The organism is Sphingobacterium sp. UGAL515B_05 (genome assembly GCF_033097525.1).
Taxonomy (GTDB): Bacteria; Bacteroidota; Bacteroidia; order Sphingobacteriales; family Sphingobacteriaceae; genus Sphingobacterium.
Genome location: NZ_CP109907.1, coordinates 3,946,844 through 3,972,156 on the forward strand (window position 1 = coordinate 3,946,844; position 25,313 = coordinate 3,972,156).

At 41.5% G+C, this 25,313-nt stretch carries 17 protein-coding genes and 1 pseudogene; 13 read left to right on the plus strand and 5 right to left on the minus strand.

Going from position 1 to position 25,313, the window contains the following annotated elements:
- The first annotated feature begins 20 nt into the window (after nucleotides 1-20).
- The 3 genes from OK025_RS15930 to OK025_RS15940 all read left to right on the plus strand — a co-directional run bounded on the left by OK025_RS15930 (nucleotide 21) and on the right by OK025_RS15940 (nucleotide 7,684).
- Nucleotides 21-2,255: a glycoside hydrolase family 3 C-terminal domain-containing protein gene (locus OK025_RS15930; protein ID WP_317665214.1), complete on the plus strand. Its 2,235-nt coding sequence runs from the start codon at nucleotides 21-23 to the stop codon at nucleotides 2,253-2,255.
- Nucleotides 2,256-2,319: 64 nt separating this feature from the next.
- Entirely contained in the window at nucleotides 2,320-4,836 is a 2,517-nt protein-coding gene (gene galB, locus OK025_RS15935) for a beta-galactosidase GalB (protein ID WP_317665216.1), read from the plus strand.
- Between the two features lie 4 nt (nucleotides 4,837-4,840).
- Complete coding sequence (locus OK025_RS15940; protein ID WP_317665218.1) at nucleotides 4,841-7,684, plus strand: hypothetical protein; 2,844 nt, start codon at nucleotides 4,841-4,843, stop codon at nucleotides 7,682-7,684.
- Between the two features lie 200 nt (nucleotides 7,685-7,884).
- On the opposite strand, the gene OK025_RS15945 is transcribed toward OK025_RS15940, so the two are convergent.
- Entirely contained in the window at nucleotides 7,885-9,660 is a 1,776-nt protein-coding gene (locus OK025_RS15945; protein WP_317665220.1) for a family 43 glycosylhydrolase, read from the minus strand.
- A gap of 153 nt (nucleotides 9,661-9,813) precedes the next feature.
- Nucleotides 9,814-10,812, minus strand: a complete 999-nt coding sequence (locus OK025_RS15950) for a hypothetical protein (protein WP_317665222.1) — start codon at nucleotides 10,810-10,812, stop codon at nucleotides 9,814-9,816.
- 647 nt (nucleotides 10,813-11,459) lie between these two features.
- On the opposite strand from OK025_RS15950, the gene OK025_RS15955 reads away from it, so the two are divergent.
- The 5 genes from OK025_RS15955 to OK025_RS15975 all read left to right on the plus strand — a co-directional run bounded on the left by OK025_RS15955 (nucleotide 11,460) and on the right by OK025_RS15975 (nucleotide 15,467).
- Nucleotides 11,460-12,227 carry a pentapeptide repeat-containing protein gene (locus OK025_RS15955; protein ID WP_317665224.1) on the plus strand — a complete coding sequence of 256 codons (768 nt, stop codon included), beginning with the start codon at nucleotides 11,460-11,462 and terminating at the stop codon, nucleotides 12,225-12,227.
- 387 nt (nucleotides 12,228-12,614) lie between these two features.
- Complete coding sequence (locus OK025_RS15960; RefSeq protein ID WP_317665226.1) at nucleotides 12,615-12,953, plus strand: PadR family transcriptional regulator; 339 nt, start codon at nucleotides 12,615-12,617, stop codon at nucleotides 12,951-12,953.
- Complete coding sequence (locus OK025_RS15965; RefSeq protein ID WP_317665228.1) at nucleotides 12,950-13,624, plus strand: hypothetical protein; 675 nt, start codon at nucleotides 12,950-12,952, stop codon at nucleotides 13,622-13,624. The genes OK025_RS15960 and OK025_RS15965 overlap by 4 nt, the downstream gene beginning before the upstream one ends.
- An 18-nt stretch (nucleotides 13,625-13,642) precedes the next feature.
- Nucleotides 13,643-14,638 (plus strand): hypothetical protein, encoded by a 996-nt coding sequence (locus OK025_RS15970; RefSeq protein WP_317665230.1) that lies wholly within the window; start codon nucleotides 13,643-13,645, stop codon nucleotides 14,636-14,638.
- Nucleotides 14,639-14,804: 166 nt separating this feature from the next.
- On the plus strand, nucleotides 14,805-15,467 hold the full coding sequence (locus OK025_RS15975; RefSeq protein ID WP_317665232.1) for a hypothetical protein: 663 nt from the start codon (nucleotides 14,805-14,807) through the stop codon (nucleotides 15,465-15,467).
- Between the two features lie 82 nt (nucleotides 15,468-15,549).
- On the opposite strand, the gene OK025_RS26805 is transcribed toward OK025_RS15975, so the two are convergent.
- From OK025_RS26805 to OK025_RS15985, 3 genes and pseudogenes are all read right to left on the minus strand, one after another.
- A complete protein-coding gene (locus OK025_RS26805; protein ID WP_411567674.1) occupies nucleotides 15,550-15,708 on the minus strand; it encodes a RagB/SusD family nutrient uptake outer membrane protein in 159 nt (52 codons plus the stop codon).
- 119 nt (nucleotides 15,709-15,827) lie between these two features.
- Nucleotides 15,828-16,538 (minus strand): annotated as a pseudogene (locus OK025_RS15980) (alpha/beta hydrolase); the annotation flags it as partial.
- 125 nt (nucleotides 16,539-16,663) lie between these two features.
- Nucleotides 16,664-17,290: a YIP1 family protein gene (locus OK025_RS15985; protein ID WP_317665236.1), complete on the minus strand. Its 627-nt coding sequence runs from the start codon at nucleotides 17,288-17,290 to the stop codon at nucleotides 16,664-16,666.
- Between the two features lie 346 nt (nucleotides 17,291-17,636).
- Here OK025_RS15985 and OK025_RS15990 point away from each other — a divergent pair, with 346 nt between their 5' ends.
- From OK025_RS15990 to OK025_RS16010, 5 genes are all read left to right on the plus strand, one after another.
- Nucleotides 17,637-19,037, plus strand: a complete 1,401-nt coding sequence (locus OK025_RS15990) for an inorganic phosphate transporter (RefSeq protein WP_317665238.1) — start codon at nucleotides 17,637-17,639, stop codon at nucleotides 19,035-19,037.
- Nucleotides 19,038-19,118: 81 nt separating this feature from the next.
- On the plus strand, nucleotides 19,119-19,952 hold the full coding sequence (locus tag OK025_RS15995) for a universal stress protein (RefSeq protein WP_317665240.1): 834 nt from the start codon (nucleotides 19,119-19,121) through the stop codon (nucleotides 19,950-19,952).
- Nucleotides 19,953-20,203: 251 nt separating this feature from the next.
- Nucleotides 20,204-20,752: a sigma-70 family RNA polymerase sigma factor gene (locus OK025_RS16000; protein ID WP_317665242.1), complete on the plus strand. Its 549-nt coding sequence runs from the start codon at nucleotides 20,204-20,206 to the stop codon at nucleotides 20,750-20,752.
- A gap of 60 nt (nucleotides 20,753-20,812) precedes the next feature.
- A complete protein-coding gene (locus OK025_RS16005; protein ID WP_317665244.1) occupies nucleotides 20,813-21,865 on the plus strand; it encodes a FecR family protein in 1,053 nt (350 codons plus the stop codon).
- A gap of 109 nt (nucleotides 21,866-21,974) precedes the next feature.
- Nucleotides 21,975-25,310 (plus strand): TonB-dependent receptor, encoded by a 3,336-nt coding sequence (locus tag OK025_RS16010; RefSeq protein WP_317665246.1) that lies wholly within the window; start codon nucleotides 21,975-21,977, stop codon nucleotides 25,308-25,310.
- Nucleotides 25,311-25,313 lie beyond the last annotated feature (3 nt).

Here is a 25,313-nt window from a genome sequence, read left to right on the forward strand (position 1 = left end):
TGATAAAATAAAACTATAAAATGAAATTTAACCGTTGTTTTTTGAGACTGAATGTCCTGTTTTTGTTGATTATTGCTGGCGGAAAGCAAGTGACCATGGCGCAAAGCAAAAGTTACGCTTTTCTTGATGTAAAAAGAAGTCGGGAGGAACGTATTCAGGATCTGATTGCGCGACTGAGCCTATCGGAAAAGGTGCAAATGATGAAGCACGAGTTTAAGGGCGTTCCACGATTGGGCATTCCAGCATACGATTGGTGGAATGAGGCGCTGCACGGTGTTGCACGGACAGAAGAAAAGGTAACTGTGTATCCGCAGGCTATAGGCATGGCGGCTACTTTCAATTCGGCTGCTGTCAAACAGATGGGGGATTATACGGCAACAGAAGGTCGCGCATTATTCAATGAAGATCTCAAAGCCGGAAAAACAGGTAAACGCTATCGTGGACTGACCTATTGGACGCCCAATATCAATATTTTTCGTGATCCACGCTGGGGAAGAGGGCAGGAGACGTATGGTGAAGACCCTTATTTGACAGGGCAGATCGGAACAGCTATCGTGCGCGGGCTGGAAGGTGATGATCCACAGTATTTGAAGGCAGTTGCGGCAGCTAAGCATTACGCTGTACACAGCGGACCCGAGCATAATCGACATTCTTTTAATGCAGAAGTCTCAGCTTATGACCTTTGGGATACCTACCTGCCAGCATTTCGGCAGTTGGTCATGAAAGCTAAAGTGCATGGGATCATGTGTGCCTACAACCGCTTGGATGGAATGCCCTGTTGCGGCAATAATGTGTTGCTCAATACTATCTTACGCCATCAATGGGGCTTTAAAGGCTATGTAACTTCGGACTGTGGGGGTATCAATGATTTTGCCAGCGGACATAACACACATCCGGATAATACAGCGGCCGTCAGTGCTGCAGTTTTGGCCGGAACAGATCTCGAATGTGGTAATCTCTATCAATTGTTGGAACAGGGGGTAAAACAAGGTGCATTATCCGAAAAGGATATTGATGTTTCATTAGCCCGACTTTTGCAGATCTGGTTTCAATTGGGAATGTTCGATCCACAGGAACTGGTACCATACGCAAAGATTGGTCGTGAAGTAATTGAAAGTAAATCGCATAAGGCACATGCCTATAAAATGGCGCAGGAGGCTATGGTACTGTTGAAAAATGAGCATAACATGCTGCCCCTTGATCCCAATAAAATAAAAAGAATTGCTTTGATCGGCCCCAATGCCGATAATGGACATGCGCAGTTAGCAAATTATTTTGGTACGCCTTCGGAAATTGTCACACCGCTGAGCAGTTTACAAAAGCGTTATGGAAAGCAAATCGCGATAGATTATCTTCCGGGAACAGAAATCATGAAAAAAATTGATGGCGGTCCTTCTTTTGAAGAAATTGTTAAAAAAGCTGCGGTAGCAGATGTTATTGTTTTCGTTGGCGGTATAACGGCAGACTACGAAGGTGAAGCCGGTGATGCTGGTGCAGCGGGATATGGCGCTTTTGTGAATGGAGACCGTTCGACGATGGCTTCTCCTGAAGTGCAGACGACACTTTTAAAAGAACTGAAAAAAACAGGGAAACCACTTGTATTGGTCAATATGTCGGGATCGGTGATGAGCTTTGATTGGGAATCACAGCATGTAGATGCGCTATTGCAGGCATGGTATGGTGGACAGGCGGCCGGCGATGCTATAACGGATGTGCTATTTGGTCGCTATAATCCGGCAGGGCGTATGCCTTTGACGACGTATAAAAGTGATGCGGACTTACCTGATTTTGAGGATTACTCGATGGCAAACCGCACCTATCGTTATTTTAAGGGGGAGGTACGTTATCCATTTGGTTACGGCCTAAGCTATACAAAGTTTGACTATAAACAATTGCATGTGCCTAACCTTGTCGAAACGGGTACTGATGTTCAGGTCACTGTACAGGTAACAAATAACGGCCAGCGCGACGGTGATGAGGTCGTCCAATTATATGTTGTTCATCCAAAAGAAGGCAACTATAAAGTGCCTAATAGTGCTTTAAAAGGTTTTAAGCGCGTATTTTTCAAAAAGGGTCAGTCGCAGAAAATAACCTTCACCTTGACACCGGAAGATCTGGCTTTGGTGAGCGAAAAAGGCGAGTTGATACAAAAAGGTGGCGCTGTCAAAATATATGTTGGTGGTGGTCAGCCGGGGAAATCTGTAGGTGTCGAGACCGAAATGGCAATGCAAGGAACAGCGTATCGACCATATTAAGGCAAAATAGAAGAAGGTTAGTATGGATCTTACTGTTAAATAATCAACGAATAAATAAGAATAAATGAAAGTAATTTTCGGAATGTTTCTCGCTATGTTATCCTTCTCCTTATTTGGACAACAGCAGGAAATTACACGCATGGGAAACGCGCGTGTAGCGCTCTTTGATCGGGACTGGAAGTTTTCCCGCTTTGGTTTGCAGGCTGATGGGAATCAATTGGCTGAACCTAATGATTTGTATAAGACCGAATGTAATGATGATACTTGGCGTAGCTTGGATCTACCGCACGATTGGGCTATCGAAGGGCCATTCCGTATTGAGTTGGCCAGTGAATCCGGAAAGCTGCCTTATAAAGGAATAGGCTGGTATAGAAAACATTTTAAAGTCGAAAACCTTCAGGTTGGCGAGCGTGTTTATCTGGATTTTGATGGCGCCATGGCGAATGCTAAAATTTGGTTAAATGGGCGTTATGTGGGAACTTGGCCTTATGGGTATAGTTCCTTTCGTATGGACTTGACACCTTACCTAAAAAAAGATGGAGAGAATGTTCTGGCGGTACGTTTGGATACCGAAAATTGGGAATCAAGGTGGTATAGCGGAGCTGGAATCTATCGTCACGTATGGATGGTACGTACTTCGGACGTACATGTCGCACATTGGGGAACCTCGATTACAACACCTGTTGTCAACGATCAATATGCAACGGTGAAGAATGAAGTGACACTGGATAACTTTCGTTTTTTTCCAGTACATGCTGAGGTCAAAGCGACTTATTTCGAGTTGGATGCACAAGATAAACCTGGAAAACAGGTGGCCACCGCCAGTGGATTTGTTGATCTGCACGCCAATGCAAGTGGCAAACTGAATCTTGAAACGCGTATCAATCAACCGAAACGATGGGATATTTTATCGCCAAATCGTTATGTAGAAAAGATCGAAGTCATCGTTGACGGCCAAACAAGGGATACGTATTACAGCCCTTTTGGTGTACGGACTATCGCATTCACAGCAAATGAAGGCTTTAAGTTAAACGGCCGTCGCGTAGATATAAAAGGGGTATGTAACCATCATGATTTGGGATCATTAGGGGCTGCCTTTAATAAAAGTGCCTTGGAACGTCAGCTCAAAATGTTACAGGCCATGGGTATGAATTCCCTGCGCACATCACACAACCCACCAGCACCAGAATTATTGGAGTTGGCTGATAAAATGGGGATTTTAATTTGGGATGAAGCTTTTGACGCTTGGCGTACAGGTAAGCGCGCAAAAGATTATAATAAATTGTACGATGAGTGGCATGAACGCGATCTGTTGGCCATGGTACACCGCGACCGAAATCATCCGTCGGTATTTATATGGTCCATTGGTAATGAGGTGCTTGAGCAACAGGATGTCAACATGACTAGGCATCTGGCCGATATTATTCGTCGGGCAGATCCAACACGACCAGTTTCCAATGGTTATAATGACCCGGATGGCGGCCGTGAGTCGGGCGCAGCAACCGCTTTGGATATCATGGGCGTGAATTATTTCTTCAGTCAACAGGGGCGTTGGGATAAAGATTCGCGTTATCAGAATATGCCAACTTTGGGCAGTGAAACTTCTTCCTGTGTTTCCTCCCGCGGCGAATATTTTTTTGGAACCGATTACGATGGCTGGCAGGTCACCTCTTACGACCGCGCTGCTCCGGGATGGGGCTGTTCACCGGATGCACAGTTCCGGATATTGGCTCAGTATCCAAACCTGCTGGGAGAATACGTTTGGACAGGTTTTGATTATCTGGGCGAACCGACACCTTATAATTCGGCGGAGACCAATTTGTTGAATTTTAGAACGGATCCTGCGAAACGTGCTGAATTGGAAGCCGCATTGGAAGAATTGAAGAAGAAAAATCCGCCCTCAAGGAGCAGCTATTTCGGTATTATAGACCTTGCCGGTTTTCCAAAAGATCGGTTTTACCTCTATCAATCCCATTGGCGACCAGACTTACCAGTGACGCATATCCTACCGCATTGGACATGGACAAGCAGAAAAGGAGAGATTACACCGGTACATGTGTATACCTCCGGTACAGAAGCAGAACTTTTTGTCAATGGAAAAAGTCAAGGACGTAAGAAGAAGGTTGCGGGACAGGATTTTCGGTTGCAATGGGATAGTGTGCGTTACGAACCGGGAACGGTCAAGGTAATTGCTTACAAAGACGGCAAGGAATGGTCCAAAGCAGAAATCCAAACCGCTGGAAAGGCCGAAAAACTCCAGATGGAAGCAGATCGTGCGACGATCGATGGCGGACGCTCTGAACTTGTTTTTGTGTCGGTAAAAGTGACTGATAAAAGGGGAACCTTGGTGCCTCAATCGGAGGCGTTGATTGATTTTTCGGTCGAAGGTGCAGGTGAAATCGTATCCACAGATAATGGAAATGCAATTGATTTTACCTCGTTCCAAAGTCATTCGCGTAAAGCGTATAATGGAATGGCATTGGTCATCGTAAGAGCAAAAAAAGGCGCGCAGGGCGCAATCCGGATCAACGCATCGAGTAAGGGTTTGAAAGTGGCTACTGTACAGGTATTGGCAAAATAAAAAGATGAATTACTTTAAAAAACAACTCTATATCCTTTGTCTATTGGGCGTACTGGGCCAGGCAAAGCAGAGCTATAGTCAGCAGCTGCCGCTATTTAGCAAAGAAAGCAACAGCCTGTCTGGAGACTGGCTAATAGGAACTCCCCAGGCGAAAGCAGGGCTTTTCAAGACAAAAGAAGGTCATTTGGTCTTTTCCAATGGTTTGGTCAGCCGTACATTTACGACTTTTCCAAATGTGGCCAGTATTGGTTTGGATGAATTGACTGGAAATACAGCATTTCTACGGTCGATTCGACCTGAGGCCAGCGTAACAATCGATGGGTTTACCTTTGATGTCGGCGGATTGGAAGGACAGAAGGTACATAATTATTTACTGAAAGAATGGATCCCGAGTTTAAAGGCAAACCCTATGGCTTTTAAATTCCATGACTATAAAATTGAAGATACAAAACCCCGTTTTGGCTGGAAAAAGAGACCAAACTGGATGCCCAAAGATATGCCTTGGCCTGTGCCGGGCAAAGAGCTGACATTTACCTATACATTGGATCAGCAGGCGATCGATGCGCTTGCCGCAAAGAGCAAAAGTGACCAAAACAGGGCATTGCTGTTGGAAGATAAATTTCAGCATCTGGATTCCGGATGGAAGTTGATGGTTTCAAAATCACATGCGCGTAATTCCTTTGTCAATGAAGGAAAAGTGGGCGAAATTATGGCACTTGAAAATGCAGCTGTGTTCGCTGAAAGAACAGTTCCTCAGGAGGTAAAGGTACTCGTAGCCAAGATGAATAAAGGTACTGATCACTCCAACGATTGGGGATTGGGTTTTGGACTAAGCCTAACGAATGGTAATCCCAGGCTTTATTGGCGAGCAAGCGAAGGCAAGGTTGTTTTTTTTGATGGCAAACGCGATAACGGAACTTTCGATGTTGGTAAAGCCGATCAGCTATGGTTTAGATATGAAATAGCGGATAAAGAATTAGTGGCACAAGCCTCTTTGGACGGACAACAATGGCGTACTGTTGGTCATCTTCCACTAAAGTCGGGTGATAAGATACAACTGGTCCGTGTTGGAAAAATGGATCCAAACGGCGGGAATAAGGATGGTAAGGCTTCGACAAAGGAAGGTCGCTCCAAAATAGAAGGTTTTTGGGCATACGGTGATTTTCCATCCCAATTTGCAGGCGATCTGTCCAGTAAACTTGCTTATATGAAAAACGTTACGGTACAGGTTCATTATGATCTTTATGATGACATGCCGATCTTTAGTAAGTGGATTACCGTGCAGAATCAGTCGGACCGAGAAATTGTGGTTAATAGCTTTAAGAGTGAGCAATTGGCTGTATTTGAGCCCGAAAGTTCGGTGGACCATAGAAGCCGTTGGTTATACCCTAATATCACCGTGGAAACAGATTATACATTTGGCGGTATGAGCGAGGAAGTCGTTTATTCCTCGAGTCTGGAGTGGAAAAAAGACCCGCTCTATACGACGCAGGTACACTACGACCGGGAGACACCCTGTCTGTTGGAAGTTGCACCTAAAATGGGGCCTGAACAACAGGTTGCCGCCGGTGCGGAATTTGCGAGTTATCGCGTTTGGGAGCTGTTGAACGATAGCTGGGAACGGGAACGTAAGAGCCTTGGATATCGAAAAATGCTGCGCTCCATGGCGCCATGGGCAACTGAAAATCCAATATTGATGCATGTACGGAGTTCGGACAACAAGTCGGTGAAAAAGGCAATTGATCAAGCCGCGGAAGTTGGTTTTGAAATGGTGATTATGACCTTTTGGTCTGGATTCAATGCCGAAGATGATTCTCCCGAAAATCTCAAGCGTATGAAGGAGCTTGCTGACTATGCACATAGCAAAGGAATTGAACTTGGGGGCTATTCGCTCCTTGCCAGTCGGCATATTGATGCTAAAAATGACGTTGTGCTACCTGAAGGCATGCATCCTCGCTTTGGAAGTTCACCCTGTATTGAGAGTGAATGGGGGCAGGCTTACTTCAAAAAGCTGTATAACCTGTATGAAAGTTCGGGATTGGGCGTATTTGAGCACGATGGATCCTATCCTGGAGATTGGTGCTATTCCACCGATCACCCCGGGCATCATAATGAAAAAGACTCGCAATGGAATCAGTTTAAACGGATCACTGATTTTTACAAATGGTGCCGTGAAAAGGGAATCTACCTGAATATTCCGGATATGTATTTCTTGAATGGCGGCAACAAGGTCGGGATGGGCTACCGTGAGGCAAACTGGTCGCTTCCGAGGGCACAACAGGAGATTGTGGAAAGACAGAATATTTTTGATGGTACCTGGGCAAAGGCGCCGTCTATGGGCTGGATGTTTGTTCCTTTGGTAGAATATCAAGGTGGGGGCAAAGAGGCGACGATCGAGCCTTTGAAGGATCACCTACCGCATTACGAGCAACGGCTAGCCAACTTGTTTGGTGCAGGTGTACAGGCCTGTTATCGTGGACCACAGCTTTATGACTCCCCAGAGACGAAAAACGTAGTGGCCAAATGGGTGAATTTTTACAAGAAACACCGCGAAGTTTTGGACAGTGATATTATCCATGTGAGACGTCCTGACGGGATGGATTATGATGCTATTTTGCACGTGAATCCGGCTGGAAAAGAAAAAGGATTACTAATGATCTATAATCCATTGGACGAAGCGATAAAACGAAAAATTAAGGTCAACTTATATTATACCGGCCTGAAAGGAAATGTGCAAGTGGTTGAGCAAGATCAGAACAGTAGGACAATGCCATTAAATGCAGCCTCGGAAGCGATCTTTGAGGTTAATATACCGGCAAAAAGTCAAACTTGGTTTGTCATTAAGTAAGTCGTTGGGCGAACGTTTCGGATCAAGATTTCAATTTTTTAAAGAGTCTTCTCATCATTATGATGAGAGGACTCTTTTTTTGGACTTGAATTACGTGTTATTTTGTGTTCGACTTTATCGGATTGACAAGAATTCACCACATGTGTCTTTTCGGATCAGGTTTGTCGTCGTTTACGCAATGGGATAAGCTATGCGATACGTTATTCAATATGGAGCAATTTTTTGTGCTGTTGCGAATGACCGTTTTCATTAAAAGCCTCTACCGAAAAATAGTAGTCCTGACCGCTGTTGAAACTACGGCCATCAAATTTGTTTTCATAGACCACGATCGCATTGTATAATTTGTCGGATTTAATGCCCCAACGGAGAATATAACCTTTGGCATTTGGCGATGTCGGCCAATGTAGTGTAATCTGGCGACGATCTTTTGTATTGCGTTTTCCTGTCAAGGTGTTGATTCCCTGTGGTTTTTGACCCAAACCATGACCGAATATTCGAAAATCATAAAGCGAAAATTTACCGGGGATCTCTTTCTTATTGGTCAGGCGGACATAACGTGCGTTGACTTTGCGATCGAGGTTAAATAATTCATGCGGGTGATCTTTTGTGTTTTTGCTTTGGTCTATCAGTGGGAGCCATTTTTTGCCATCGCTGGAGTATTCGATCACATATTGGTAGCAATAAGACTGGGGTGCTTTAAGCTGGAAATCTTGATCGGCGAAATTCACCTGTAGGGCACGGATGGACATGTTCTTTTCGAGGTCAATCTGTATATATTCACCGATAGCGCCCGAAGCTGCCGACCACCAGCTTTCTATCCGTTCATCGTTAGCGTAAATTTTGGGGAATTTATCCAGTTCACTGGATACCTGAATGGGCTTGTTTTGTGATAAAAGGTTGTACGGTAGAGAAAGATCTCGCTTCTCGAGATCGACTTTTGTATTGGGGATGTGAAAGGGGAGATCGGTATATACCGTTTGCGCGTAAAGCTGACCTTCCTTGTCAAAAAATGCTGGAAAAAGACCGATACGTCGTTCAAACCAGTCTCGCACCGAAATTTTCATGGTCGCTACATGCCAATAGTTGCCCAGCTTGTCCTGAAAGGTATGTCCATGACCTGCGCCTGCAATAAAACCACCTGGTTTATAAGAAAAAGGACTATTGGCTTCATAGCGAAACGGTCCCAAAGGAGAATTGGCAGTGTAAACACCATCGGCATAACTTCTGAATTGCGTGCCCGGAGATGCGTATTGGAGATAGTACACTCCTTTGTGTTTAATCATTGTCGCCCCTTCGTTCCAACCTGGAGTTCCCAGTTCGTTATGCTCACCCTGTACTTCCCAGCCATATTGTTTTTCATGATGTTGAATCAAGACTTGTGGGGTACCAATGGGTTTGAAACCATCGTTAGGATCTACCTCCACGCCCATGATGGGATCAACGTTTGAACATCCCCAATACAGATAGACTTTACCAGTATCGTCCTTGAAGAAGGCTGGATCTGTCATGCCAATGGTAAATTTGGTCGGTATGGGTTCCCACTGATCCTGATCAGGATTGGTTGTTTTATAAATTTGGGGTTTTCCACCCGAAGCCAAAAAGTAAAGTGCACCATTGTAATTTAATACAGTAGGTGCATAAGCTTCAATGCTGCCAATACTTTTGCAAGGGATATACAGCCAGTCTTTTAAATCTGAGGAGCGCCAATATCCACCGGACTTCGACGCAAATAAATAATATTGGTCGTTGAAAAGCTCGATGATGGGATCTGCTGCTTCCCGTCTACTGGGACTTTCGGGCATAAAACGATATTCCAATGCCAAAGGATTAGCGATGATTTTTGTGGTCTGTTGTCCAAAAACAAGCCCAGAAAGAGCGCTTGTACCGAAAAGAATCGCTATAAAAGTCTTCCTGAACCTATTTTTGATTGCTGTTGCAGTTTGCTGTTTTATGGGTTTATCTATTGGCTTTTGCATAATTTTCTCTTTCTAATAAAGACGATTGAAAGGGGTAGTTCCCTAAAATTTGCAATATACTTCCTGATGTCAAAAATGAAATAAATCCAGGATTTGAAATTTTCCATTGGACTATTTTATCCCTTTTTTGATTTCATCATAAAATGTTGTCAGCTACCTGCTGTCCTCTTTCTTGGGAGGCCAAGCAACAAACACGCCCGTTTCGAGTGTAAGTTCACCAGTTGCAGCATTATAACTATCCTTGGATAGGATAGGGATTTCACCGGCTACTTTACTTTGTTCGGGATTGTGTGTACGGTTATGGTAAGTCGGCACTTTTTCAAGCTTGACCAATTTACCATTGATGCGTAGGTTTTTTTGAATGATGGTTACTTTAGGCAATTTGTCGTATCGGATGACATTCAACCCTTCGAGGTCCCGCGGTCTTTGGGCGAAATCGATAAAATATTTGTATTGCTCCAAGAACGATGTAATATGTTCTTTCATCTGGATCTTTTTACCTGGGAAGGCTAGGGATCCTACATTGACCACTTTTTTTGTGCTTAAATCTTCGACATACATGGTGACCCAGGTATGTTCATAATCGCCCCAGCTGAAATAGGTTTCTTTGGGATTAATTGTATCTGGTACTGCTTTGCCAGCAATATAGCCTTCTTTTTTTAATGTGATGCGATAAGAACCTTTGTGCCAGCCTACGGTATTGCGGACACTGATAAAATCACCCTCCGCATCTGAACTGGCATAATATCCTGTAGTTTTTAATGCCTTTTTTGTCCGTTCAAACCAACGGGAAAAGATGCCATTAAATTTGATATCCTCTTCTTTGCCTGTCTTAACACTGATGCCGCCACCTGCCGATTGAATACCACAATATAAAAGGATATTATTTAGGGATATATTAAAGGGTGAAATATAAAATGAATAGTGGTCGGGGATGTCATCTTTTACAATAATATCAATGGAAATAGAATGGAAATCATTGACGGCAGAGTCCAATACATAATAGGAATTGGTATAATGTAAAGGAGGTAAGATGAGACTGTCGGGATAGACATATTCCGTAGCCATCTTCTTCTTGAGTTCTTCATCTATACTGCTATTTTCATATTTTTTTTTTAAGCTCCTCTTTGGTTTGGGAAAAGGCCGTGCCACTGAATAAGGTAAGCGGTACAAGCACCGTCAAAATATTTTTTATCAATTTCATAAACAGTTTTAATTGTGTCTACCAATATACTTTTTTTTCTTTTGAGGTTAAAGAGCTAATTAACCAGCTGATTAAAATAATACAACAGGCGAATCGTAAATCATTTTTGGCGAATTGTAAACGGTGGGCTGAATCTCTGGTCTAGTACTTTATATTTGGTTCCAAGAAATGCTAAAATGTAGATTGAAGCTTTTTCAAAGAAGGAAATAGGCGGTATTAATTCGCTAATTTGTTGTGTTGTAGGTGTATGTGGGGCATTTTAATTTTAATTGTCATAGTAGATAGTGCCTTATACTTAAGGTGAATGTTTTTCATAGGTAGTAAGCCGTAAAGGACTCCCCGTTCTTACGGCTTTTTTTGTTTACTGGCCATTTTCAGCGTGACTGGTTAGCATATTGCTATATTTCATCGCTGTCTAGACTCTATCTTTTTTTGGTGGTTTGAGACTTGGAAAGAAAAAAATAAAAAAAGTCAAAATTTCTTTAGGACGTTTTGTTTTTCCCGTTGTCATCCTTGTATAAATGGAGATTTTGGCCGTTAAAGATCCATTTGCAATGCAACTACTATGAAATTTTAGCCTATTAATAAATTTAGCATGGCACTGACTAATAAAATATTCCAGCAAAGTGAGATTGAAAGTTTTGAATTCAATCACAAAGTTTTAAAAAATTGCTCATTTATCGACTGTACGATAAAGGGAAAAAATTTCATGAACTCCATGTTTCGTGATTGCAAGTTTATTCGATGTACGTTTGTGGACTGTAATTTTCAGTCTGTTGTTTTTCAGGAATCTGGGCTTTGGGTGGAAAGTACATTCGAAGCGAATGATTTTTCAAAAGCCATCATCGGAAATCTAAAAATTGAAAAGTCGTCATTTCTTCACAATACATTTGACAAAACAACCTTTGACGGTACTGCTTTGGTGCACGTAGTTTTTAAAGGAAAGATCAATTCTTCGTGGTTCTATGGCATTCCTTTTACGGAAGATTTATACTCCACCAATCTTTTTATTCTCAAAAAAGCAAAACCATTAAAGACCCCATTAGTCAATTTTGGTCATGCTGAACTGAAGGACGTTGTGTTTTCTCGAGGCTTAGATCTCTCTAGTACGGTTTTTCCAAACCAGGAACATCTTAAAATCATCAATAATCCAAGACGTTTTTTTGATAGTTTTCTCAAAAGGTCAAAAGAAGTATTTACGGATAATGAGTCGCTGGTTTTTTGTCGGGATCTGGTGGATAACGTATTGTATAAACCGGAAAATAGAGGGATGCCCATCCTATTGGTGGACTTAAATCAGTTTTATCCGTCGTTGAATGAAAATAGGGATCGCTTAATTGTTGATCTCCTGAAAGCAGGATAATCATATCATTCTATATATAATTGTTAGTGCAAAGCCGTTTAGAGTTCCCAGCTCTGGCGGCTTTTTCGCTTCATCCTTGCTTATGGCATTGTTCGCTCTTGCTAGTGCCTTTGTTCGCTCTTGTTCCTGGTAGGCACTTACCTGAGATCTAGTGTTTACCTAGTGAACTAGGTAAACACTAGGTGAACATTAGGTGATTCATAGAGATTTGGTCGATTATTTCCAAAAGCAGGGCAAAAGCAGGGCAGAAGCAGTCCAGTCAAAAGGCTGTACAGGGGCCATAGCTGATGGCGGCGGTCAAAATACAACCTGCTGTATCATAGTTTTTTTATATTTTGTATATATAAGAAAATTAGGTATATTTAGTTAATTGTTTAAGAGGAAAAAATGAAAGATACGAAGTTATTAAAAGGCACTTTACAAACGATTATTCTAAAGCTATTGTCTGGAACAAAAAGAATGTATGGCTACGAAATGACTCAACAGGTAAAACTCTTAACCGAAGGGGAGTTTATCCTGACGGAGGGAGCGCTCTATCCGGCATTACATAAGCTAGAAGCGGAAGGACTCCTGGATACAACAATCGAAGTAGTCGATGGAAGAGCAAGAAAGTATTATTCCTTGACCGTGAAGGGAAAAAAAGCTCAAGTAAGTAAAATGAAAGATGCGTTGACCTTTGTGGAGAAGTTGCAGGTTATCTTGAACACTAAACCAATTGTATCATGACAGAAAAGAAATTGACCAAAGCGGAATTGGGTGTTCTAATGGATTTTATTCGTTCTAAAGGATATCCTTATGTTGATGTTCAGCTTGAAATTTTGGATCACTTTGCTTGTAAGGTAGAGGAACTGATGTCTTCAGATGCCAATATATCTTTCAATCGAGCCGTTGATCTCGCCTATGCCAATTTTGGACCGTCGGGCTTTGGAGGCATCGCAGCCAGTTATGAATTGAATCTGGAACGTAAACAGATCAATAAATTTCCTGCTGATTTTTTACAATTCGTCAAGCATTGGCATAGTGCAATTTATATCCTGTACTTCACATTGTTCTATTATTTTGTGCCGCTCGATGCAGATGCTTTTTGGACGGGATTAAAATTAGGGATGATCGGTACACTGGTTTTTTATATTCCTGTATACGTGTTGCGGCATCGGCCTAGAGGGAGCAAATACTACGTTTATCGCAATTATCTTGGTTTAACGATACCGATTATGGTTTTGATCATTGGGTTGGTTTCTTCGGAATGGATCGTTAATTATATTCCTTTAGCTTTGTATCGTGTTGTTATTCTTATTTTTATGTATGTTGGATTAGGAATTTTGTATATATTTGAGAAGAATCTAAAGGCCATTGTCCGACGGGTAGATGAGATCGAAGTGCTGCACCAGAGCTGACGATTAATTTTTTAAATTATGAAATATCTTTTCCTGTTGTTACTAAGCATTTGTTTTTTGTCCAGCTGTGACAAAGAAGAGGCTGACTTTGACTCCATGGAGATCGATGGTGGAGCTACAGCGAAAAGATATCAATTTGTAGGACGTTCCGTCGGATTTTCGGTTAGTCAGATCTACGTGGATGGTACTACAGACAAGAACTTCTATTTGGGGACAGTTTGGGGATTAAAAGATACCACTCCCCAGCTAAAACTAGCCTCTCTTCGCAATCATTTTAAACCTTTCAAAACCGCAATTTCATCTACACAGCCAACATTAGCTGCTATTCGTACCATTCCTGGATTTGATGCTGTTCGAGTTTTTGCGAAGAAAAGCAAGGGCGAACCGGCTGTTTTGGAGCAGTCGTCAGTAGGGGCATTTTTCGATTATAGGGCGATACGTTACCATCTTAATAATAGCCCCGACGTAGATAGTGTCTTGAAATTGGTCCGTCACCAGGATTCCACCACGATAAAAAGAGCAAATAGCCTGCTGTTGCGTCGCGAACATATTACTTTTAGTCTCCATGTAGACCAAGCGGATTATGCAAAGGCTTTTAACAAGGATGAACTTGGAAAGTTAAAAAAGACAGGATATAATCCCTACTATGTTTCGTCAGTCAACTACGGTACACACTCGATCATGATGGGAGAAAGTGATTTTCCACGTGGTGATCTTAAAATTGTATTGGAAAAATTGCTGTACAATCAATTTCTGACGAAAACCGACGAAACGGTATTAAAAGGATCCGACGTATTGGTTTATCTGCGTGGCGGACGTCAAACAAGTTTTATTAGACGTGCGACAGGTTTAGACGCAATTAAAAAACTTGTGGCTGATTATAAAAATGAACTGGAACTGCAACAAAATAGCTTTGATTACCCCGTTAGCTATAGCTTAAGAGGTCTCGATTCCTATGGGCATCTGAAATTCTGGTACTCTTATGATTTTCTCGTTCGTGAGGAGAAGGAATGATTTTTAATTAAGTGTATAGATAATTAAAGGTTTTTTTTACATTTGGGCTATTGTCGCAAACGGCATTATAGCGTTGTTTTTGTCTATCTATTTTGAACAAGGCATAACCATTAGCCTTTTTGCCTAAATACCATTATTAGCTATAAACAATTATTAAAGAAGAACTATGGAAGAAACAATTAAGACATTGATCTACGTTCACGCATTTTTTGGTGGGGTAGGTTTGATTACTGGCCTGATGAGTGTGGCAATAAAGAAGGGGGGAGCGGGGCATAAAAAAATGGGGATCATATTTTCCTATGCGATGGTGATTAGTTCTTTAATTTCTCTCGTAATTGCGAGGATGCCGGGCCACGAGAACATATTTTTATTTTTGATCGGTATTTTTACTATCTACCTCATTCTGGCGGGTAACCGTGCTTTGACTTTGCGCAGTAAGATTAAAGAACAGGCCGATTGGAAAGACAAACTGATTTCCGGCACAATGCTTCTTGTATCGGCCGGTATGTTATGTCTTGGTCTAATTGGATTGGTACAACAAGTAGGCAATTCGATTTTATATGTTTTTTTTGGTGGTTTTGGTGCATTTATGAGTATTCGGGATTTTCAGTTATTCAAAAGTTTCAAAGAAAAGAAAAATGCCTGGCTGGTGAGTCACCTAGGTCGTATGGTAGGCGCTTTGATTGCATCAGTCACTGCGTTTTTAGTTGCAGGCATTCAGCTTGGTTCCACGCTCGTTTGGGTTATGCCAACGATATTAGGTACCTTATATATTATTTATACCAGTCGAACTTTGAACGGAGGAACGCAAGTTGCTACAGAAAAATAGAATTACTATAAAACTAAAGGGGTTTCCATACAATATTATATGGAAACCCCTTTCGTTTTATACGTTGTTAAAACGAAGCGGATTACCAGCCTGGATTTTGTTTCAGTTTGGGATTCAAAGTTAATCGGCTCGTTGGGATTGGAAGTAAATAATCCTGTTTTTGATCCAATCCAACGCAATAGCACTTGGTTCTGCGGATGCTGAAAGGCTTGTGTTGTGCCCTAGTAAAGGAAATAGACAATACTCAAACGGTTTTCCTTGAACTTTTAGTGCATTTAGATTTCCTATAGATAATCCTACAGGTATTTGGATATCTCTGGATCCAAAAAGCCAGAGACCGGGCGTTGATATCGTTTTGAGCGATGTTATCGGATCGGTATTTGTAAACTGATAACGATCTGGATCATTCTCGATGTGTTGACGAGCCTCGGATTCCGTATGTTTATCCCAAAAATCATTTCTTCCATTGGTGAAGAACTGGAATCGGAGTTGTTCTCGTGCAGGGATAACAGCACCACTATACATTACAAAAAAGTCGACCAACGGATTTTGCTGAGTCGCCAAGGGAATGATCCAACCCGCCTGGCTAAATCCCAGTAATCCCATTGGAATGTTCGGATTTTCCAGTTGCTGATGGAATACTTGTACCGCTGCTCGTGCATCTTTGGCGAGTAGATTGAGATTAGCGGAATCGATATTATTGGTACCGACTTCAGGACCAGCATAAGTTCCCTCAGATTTTCCCGCTCCGCGCTTGTCATATGTAAATACAGCAATGCCATTTTTCGCTAAAAATGAGGCAAATTCCATCATCCTGGCTTCTTTTCCTGAGCCATGCACGAGGACAATGGCTGCGTGAGCTTTACGGGGTTGTAGCATTGAACCGGACAACTTAATCCCCTCACTTTTGAATACGATATCCTTTGTTGACCAGTCTGACGATTGTGCATGTACGCGATCTGAAGCGAGTATAAAAACAATAGCGAGAAATGAGAACAGGGTATGACGTGTGATACGCAGCAAGGTTGTAGAGTCTTCTACGAAATAGTTTAATGAATGGATTTTGGGCATAATGAGTTCGATGATAAATTTATTTTTATCGAATTTACCCACTGGCTTGATCAATGGCTTCTATTTTTCGGCGGATTGTCGGTTTAACTCGGTAAACAGACTTGTTTTTGCCGTAAGCACTTTGACTAAAATAATAACAATGCGAAGACAATGGCCACAAGGATAAAAATAGGGGTAAGTAAGGTTAGAATAGCTTTCGGGATGCTGAAATTATTAACCGTGGCAATACCAACGACAAGGAATACGACCATATTGATTCCAGCTAAAGCATTTACTAGTCTTATTAACCATTTGAAGATAGTCTGAACAGGATTAATATCGATTTGCCAAAATGAATTTGTAAAGAATGGGAGACCATAAAGAATCGCACCAATAACGTAGAATAGTAAAGAAAAAACAGCGGGAAGAGAAGAATAGGAAATGACACGGAGGGTATCGGCCGCGGGCGCTTCTCCTTTAAAAAACTTGCCAACAGCTGAAAGAATATACGCTCCAATAATATAAAAGAGGACTGTCAATCCAGATCCTAAAGTTATGATCTGAAAAAACAATCCTGACCAGCTTTCTATTGTTGTTTTTGTACTTGATATTCTTCCCAACTGACTGACGAGTGCAGCGATATAGAGCAAATGCCAGGCATATTTACCATAGTAGTTTTCCTGCGTAAATTTAAAAAACCAGGTCGTTCGTGTATACAGGTTTTTAATGATAAACTTTAAATCATTACTAGTTTCAAATGGGTCTGAATTCATGGTTAAATGGTCTGCTTTTATTCGTATAGTTAAATATAAACATTTGTATTTATCTTTAGCGTTTTTGATAATCCTTTTTATTTTTTTTTAAAGTAATTAGGGGGACCATCTAGGAGGTATATGGCCTATTATTATTTTTCAACTGTATGAACAACCTTCGTTAACAGTGTTTTAAGTTTTTCTTTCCTGCGGTATAAGGTAATGTTTCCTTCACCCAAAGTTAACATGTGAAAATTACTTTTGAGCTGAATGAAACGCTTGTTCTTCCAGTAGTTGTCCTTAAGGATAGCTCAGGAAAGGACAACCATAAATTTTATGAAAGAATAATATGCAAATTTTCTGCAACATGATTCCCCTTTTGGGTGAAACCGATCTAAGTACTGGACTTCTTATTGTCTTTGCTCTTTGTATACTTGCTGTCGTCGCGTTTGAATTTGTAAATGGCTTTCACGATACGGCAAATGCTGTTGCAACGGTGATTTATACAAAAGCACTTAAACCCATTGTTGCAATCCCTTGGTCTGGTCTTTGGAATTTTCTAGGTGTTTTTGCTGGAGGGATAGCTGTAGCCATGGGAATTTTAAAATTGGTGCCTTTGGATACCTTGATGGTACTACCGGTTTCTGTAGGTGCTTGTCTGGTACTTTCCGTACTGTTGGCTGCTATTATATGGAATTTGGGGACTTGGTATTTCGGTATTCCCTGTTCGAGTTCGCACACCCTGATTGGTGCTCTTATCGGGGCTGGTATTGGCTTTACCTGGTATTATGGTGGAAGTGGCGTCAATTGGCATAAAGCAGAAGAAATTGGTCTTTCGTTGATTTTATCGCCCTTGATTGGATTTGGTCTAGCGGTGTTATTGATGTTGTTTTTAAAGCATGTCGTCCGTTATAAAGCACTTTTTCACATTCCACAAGGCGAGGATGACAGACCTCCATTTTTAGTACGTGGTATTTTGATACTAACCTGTACATTGGTCAGTTTTTTTCACGGGAGCAACGATGGTCAAAAAGGAGTGGGGTTATTTATGTTAATCCTAATTGCATTTCTGCCTGCCCGTTTTGCAATAAATCACACCATTCCAGATGCAGCAGTCATAAAAACGCTCGACCAAACGGAAATCGTATTGCAGACAATTGCATCAACTAATGTGGCTGAGAGAACAATGTTTGTGCAAGTCAATCAGGAGATTGAGCAAGTCAAGTTGCATTTGATGGATAAAAGTGTAACGGATAAAGCCGGGACTTTTAAATTCAGAAAAGAGGTTGAAGGTTTAGTTAAATCCATTGCTACATTAGAGAGCAATAAACAGATCGATATCAATCCTGAAAATCGATTGGAGCTCAACCGTAAGCTTGGCGAATTGAAAAGTCTTACCGACTTTGCACCAATATGGGTCATCTTGACTATTTCAGTTGCTTTAGGCTTAGGAACAATGATCGGTTGGAAACGTATTGTAGTAACGATTGGTGAAAAAATAGGAAATGAACATTTGAGTTATGCTCAAGGAGCCTCAAGCGAGATTGTTGCTGCTTCGACAATTGGTATCAGTACTGTATTGGGTTTGCCCGTTAGTACAACGCACGTGCTTTCAAGTGGTATTGCCGGTTCAATGGTCGCTTCTGGAGGAAAGAGCAATCTGAATAAAGGGACACTCAAAAGTATCGGTCTGGCCTGGGTACTTACTTTACCCGTGTCAATTGGCTTGGCATTAGTACTATTTGTATTCTTCCATCTTTTTATTTAGTTGATTGTTATCTGAATGTTTTTGTCATCCAATGCATGTGTACACATGGCTATTGACAGGTTAATATTAAAAACTTAAAAAATGAAACAAATTCTTGTTGCCTCCGATTTTTCAATCAATGCAAGTCATGCTTTGCGTTACGCCTTGTCTTTGGCTTCTCGTTTGAATATGGAAGTTGCTGTTGTACATGCCATACACCCGACAGAAGGGATCAACAACAGTACTTATAACGCGATCTTTATAGAAGATTATTACGCTAGAAAACGTGCTGCTTTGCAAGAATGGACCAATCAGGTTGTTCAGGAAAATAAATACAATGACCTCAAAGTGCGAACCGTTGTGGAGGTTGGTTATCTGCGTAATGTGGTGACGAAGTATGTTGAATATACAGATGTTTCTTTTTTGGTCATGGGAATTACCGGTGCAACGGGTATTAAAGAAATTGTCGGTAGTAATGCGAGCATGGCTGTGACAAAATTGCGCATTCCGACCCTGATCGTACCACCTGACAGTAGTTTGTCGCCCATTCCTGTGATTACCTTGGCGACGGATTATAAAACAACTAAATTGTCTGTTCGCGATGTCAAAGCGCTCAATCGTATTTTAAAGCTTTCGGAGCCCAAGAAGTTGGAAATTCTACACGTCTCAGAAAGGGATTTGGACGAAAACCTGGTGCGTAATGGGGAGAAAAAAATGCGTCAGTTGCTTCCTAATGTAGCGATTAACTTTAATTATGTGGATGAAGATGATACACGTCCATCGCATGCGATCATTGACTTTGTTGAAAACAATCAGACCGATATTCTGTGTTTGGTCAAACGCAACCACAATATGATTTACCGTTTATTTGCAAGTAGTACGGTGAATGAAGTTTTGAACCGATCAGTTAAAGCGATTTTGGTTTTGCATGAATAATCTGAATGGAAACTTTTTTACGCTATATATCAAGCCGTTTTGGATTTTCCTAACGGCTTTTTTGTTGACTTTACCAATGCTGCAGAACGCGTTGGCGCGGAAAATTCGAGTTGTCTGATCCGTCGTTTATACACGATTGGTACATGTAATGGGTTTACTTGAGGAGCAAGCCTCGGCACTGAGCTTTCGATTTTTTTTTGCATTCTTGGAATGAATTTGTTTAACTTGCAATGCGAATAGCAACGTAACCAATGTATTTGAAACCTTTATCTCCTGAAAATAAGAAGAATATTGCCATTGATCGAGATGAAAGCTCCTTCAAGGCCTATTTCGTGGCTAATTATGGAGTTTTGAAAAGCAATGCTATTTCTTTTATCAAGGATAAACAGCTGGCCGAAGATGTAGTTTCTGAAGTCCTCTGGAAAATTTGGTATTTGGGGCCCGATCTGATGAACATCGCAAATGTCGAGGGCTATTTGCTTCGGGCGATTAAGAACAAATGCCTTAACCTTCTGCGCATTCGCCAGGTCATACTTACCGACGGAACGGAATATCAGGATACGTTGATCGATAAAAATACCCCGGAACAAATTTTAATATCCACAGAAAGCATACAACGTATTCAACGGGCTGTTGAAGGGCTCCCGCCCAAAACTAAGGAGGCTTTTAAACTGGTGAAAGAGGAAAGAAAAACGTATTTGGAAACTGCGGAAATGATGGGGATATCCAAGAAAACGGTAGATAGACACATTCAAATTGCCTTAGAAAAGCTGTGGTCCTGTATTAAAGAAAAAAAATAATTTTTCTATTGGGGGTTTTGGTTTCTTTTGGTGTCTCTACTCCAAATAGACCGAATGCACATGTTTTCATCTGAAGAACAATACTTTTTATTTTTAGCGGCTAAGTTACTAGCGGGAGAACTCACAACGGAGGAGAGAATCGCGCTGGACGACTTGCTACGTGCCGACAAAAGTAAGCGGGAGTTATTGGCCTATTTAGAGCAGAAGCATGGGGAAGAAGATCTGGAAGCTGAAATAAGCTATGAAAAGTCAAGACCAATAGAACTTACTGCTGTCGAGGATGTAACCGCCCGTCCATTTATAGATCGCCATAAAGTTAAGCTACTATCCATTGCGGCTAGCCTATTTATAGTTTTTGGCGTATTGTCCTTTTGGTTTATCAAAAATGATAAAAAGGTAGCTGAAGATACGGAATGGCAGACGATTGCTACCGGAAAGGGCGAGCGTAAATCGATCAAATTGAGCGATGGCTCGGAGGTATGGCTTAACAATGAAAGTGTATTGCGATTGAAGGCTGGATTTGGTAAAACTGATCGCGTATTGGAATTGGTTGGCGAAGGGTATTTTGCTATTGCCAAGAATCCCAATTTACCCTTGAAGATCAAAACTGCCTACGCGGAGGTACAGGTCTTAGGAACAAAATTTAACCTTCGTGCGCTTCCGGATGAGAACATGACGACGACCTCCCTGATCGAAGGGAAAGTACGACTGAAGGTTATGGAAAATAAGCAGGAGAAGTTGTATGAACTCCTGCCGGGTAATAAGGTGTCTGTGATCAATCAACCTGTATCAACGAATGATCATCGGAGCAAGCATGTAGTCCTGCAACCAAAAGTGACCTTTGCAAAGCTTGATCTCGTTGATGCCGAAGTTACTGAAACACTTTGGATGAAAAATAGATTGGTTTTCAATGGCGAAGGTTTTGAAGTGGTTGCGAAGAAGATGGAGCGTTGGTTCGGTAAACCCATTGTCGTCGAAAATGAGCGGCTCGGAAAAGAGCCCATCACCGGTATATTTGACGAAACAACCTGTGAAGAAGTCTTGAATGTCATCAAGCGCACAGGTACTAAACTAAATTATTATACCCAAAATGATACGCTTTATGTAAAGTAATATAAAAAAAGGGTATCCCTCATAGTGAGCAATACCCAATGTTTTAACCAATGGCATCGGACCCTAGGAAAGTAGGATGCCAATCGATTATTTCTTAAATACCAAAATTATGAAAAAAAAATCACATGTTCTTTATCATGTGCCTATCTCGTATTATCTAAAATGGTTGTTAATGGCCAAGTTTGTAATCATTTTCTTATTTGCATGTGTTGCCACTGGATTTGCAAAAGAGTCGAAAGCGCAGAAAACAGTTTCTTTACGTTTTGAAGAGATCCGACTCAAGAACCTATTGACTTCCATTGAAGAGCAGACCAAGATCAATTTTATCTACAACGATAATACGATCAATGCGATTAAAATAAAACAGGTTGACGTCCGCAATAAAAAATGGACCGATCTTTTGTTGCCTATTTTGGCCAAAGAATCCTTGGAAATGGATATGGTCAGCGAAAACCGTATCATTATTCGTTCCATAGCGAAGGTTCAGGACAGGATCGCTTCCGGTACGATCAAAGACCAGCAAGGAAAACCTTTGGCAGGCGTATCTGTACGTATAAAAGGTACAGATAAAATGACGCAGTCGAATAGCGACGGCCAATTTTCGCTGGTTGTTGAAAAAGAAAATAGTATTTTACAATTTTCTTATTTGGGATACCTTTCCCAAGAGATTGCCTATCAGCGACAGGCCATTGATGTCGTTCTCCAGGAAGATCTCGCACAGCTTGAAGAAGTTGTGGTCATTGGGTACGGAACACAGAAGAAAGCAACATTGACTGGCTCGGTGAGCCAGGTTTCAGGAAGTGAGCTGCAGCGATCTCCTGCGCCGAATTTGTCCAATTCCCTAGCAGGAAGAATGCCGGGTGTAGTGGCAAATAATCGCTCAGGTGAACCTGGAAATGATCAATCGCAGATCTATATCCGCGGCAAGGGATCTTTGGGGAACAACAGTCCTTTGTATGTCATTGATGGTGTGGCCAATCGCGGCGGAATAGAAAGGCTAAATCCAAGCGATATCGAGACAATTTCAGTCTTAAAAGATGCTTCGGCGGCAATATATGGTGCCCAAGCTGCGAATGGGGTTATTTTGGTAACTACGAAACGCGGTAATGGTGATAAACCTACGATCACCTATGATGGTAGTTACGGTTTCTCCGAACATACACGAACACCAAAGCTGATGGATTCTTATCAATTTATGGTGTATGACGATGAAATCAATGCACATTTTGGGCGTGCTGAAAAGTATAAAGATATCAAGGGTAAATATCTGGATGGAACAATCGATCCCTTATTGTATGCCAACACCGATTGGATGAAGTCCGTATTTAAATCTTCTCCACAAACGCAACATTCCTTGTCACTTCGTGGCGGAGACGAAAAAGTGCGTTATTATGTTTCTGGAGGATACCTTTATCAAAAGCCGGGATTTAGAAATACAGATCTAAATTTTAGGACGGTTCAATTTCGTACCAACCTGGATGCTAAGGTAACCAAAGACCTTTCGGTCTTAGTGGAGGTAGCTACCAGACAGGAAAATCGGAATAATTCAAACTACGATATGGGAACCTTCTTTTGGGAAGCGTTCCATGCCTATCCTTTTTTGCCTGACTATTATCCGAATGGATTACCTGGTCCAGGTCTTTCGTGGGGTAACAATTTAACGATTCTGGCTTCGGGCAAGACGGGTTATCAGCGTGTAAAGGATAATTTTGTCAATACAAAAGCAGGTTTTGATCTCAAAACACCTTGGTTATTAGATGGATTAAGTTTTTCGGGTTATGCAGCATTCGATTCGCAATATAGACATGAAAAGAAGCTGAATGATATGTGGGATGCTTATCGTTATAATCCTGCAACAAAGAATTATGATAATATCCGTGAAACAACGGGCGATGCAAATATCAACCTTACTGAAAGAAACGATGATATACGTACCGAGACCTGGAATTTTAAAATCGGATACGATAAGAAATTCGGCTCACATAGTGTCAATGCTTTCATTGCTTATGAGCAGAGCAAGAACAGAGGTGATTGGTTTTCGGCGTATCGGAGAGACTTCTTAAGCGATGCCGTAGATTATCTATTTGCGGGAAGTGACAATCAAAAAAATAATGACGGAAAAGCAACGATTTCGGCAAGGCAGAATTATTTTGGCCGTGTAAGTTATGGTTTTAAGGATAAGTACCTGGCTGATATTACAGTGCGTAGAGATGGTTCACAAAACTTTATCAGCAATGCACGTTGGGGCTGGTTCCCAGGGGTATCGGCAGGCTGGCGTATTTCTCAGGAGAATTTTTTCAAGGAAAATGTGCCTTTTATCAATGAGTTGAAAATCAAGGCTTCCTGGGGCAAGCTAGGAAACGATCGGGTAGACCCTTTTCAATATATCAGTACCTATGTTCTTGGCGATGGTGCCATGTTTGGTCTTGACCCCAAAAGAACAAAGGGTTTTACTGTCGGGAGATTGGCTAACCCAAATATTACCTGGGAAAAAGTGGATACGAAAAACGTAGGCTTTGAGTCTGTTTTCTTCAAGAATACCTTGAGTTTTGACCTGCAGTATTTTTATTCGATGCGTACGGACATCCTAACACCCAAACAAGCTTCTGTACCGCGCTATACAGGATTAACGCTACCTGACCAAAATATTGGTGAAATATCGAACAGAGGGGTGGAAAGTAGTTTGCTTTATCGCAATAAGATCAATGATTTTAGTTATTCGGTAGGTGGAAATTTCACTTTTGTACGTAATAAGATTCATTTTTTTGACGAAGCACAAAATACACCGGAATGGCAGCGTCGGACAGACCATAGTATAGACTCCTGGTTAGTGTATAAAACAGACGGTATCTATCAAAATAAGGCTGAGATTGATGCCTCACCACATTTGCTGAATACAATGCCAGGGGATATCAAGTATATGGATGTGGATGGTGATGGAAAAATTACCAGCAATGATATGGTCCGTATCTATGAAAGTCCGATTCCTGAAATTACTTATGGTATAACAATGGGTGCCAAATGGAAAAACTTTGATTTGAATATCCTGTGGTCAGGACAGGGACGTGCAAAACAGATCATTAAACCCGGAAGTTACAACAGAGATGTCACTTATTTTGAGAACAGATGGATTTCTGAAACAGAGACACCCAATGCCCTGTATCCAAGAGCCTTCGACCGTGACGATACATTCAATAGCATGAATTCGACATTCTGGTTAAAAAATGCCTCTTTTTTAAGACTGAAAAATGTGGAGTTGGCGTATTCATTGTCGCCTAAAGTGCTGGAAAAAATCAAAATGAAAAACTTACGGGTATTCATTAGTGGATTTAATTTGTTTTCGATCGATCAGATCAAGATACAGGATCCCGAAGGAACAAATGCGGGGGGTATGTACTATCCTCAGCAGCGGATTTATAGTGCAGGGGTGAATTTGAGTTTTTAAAGA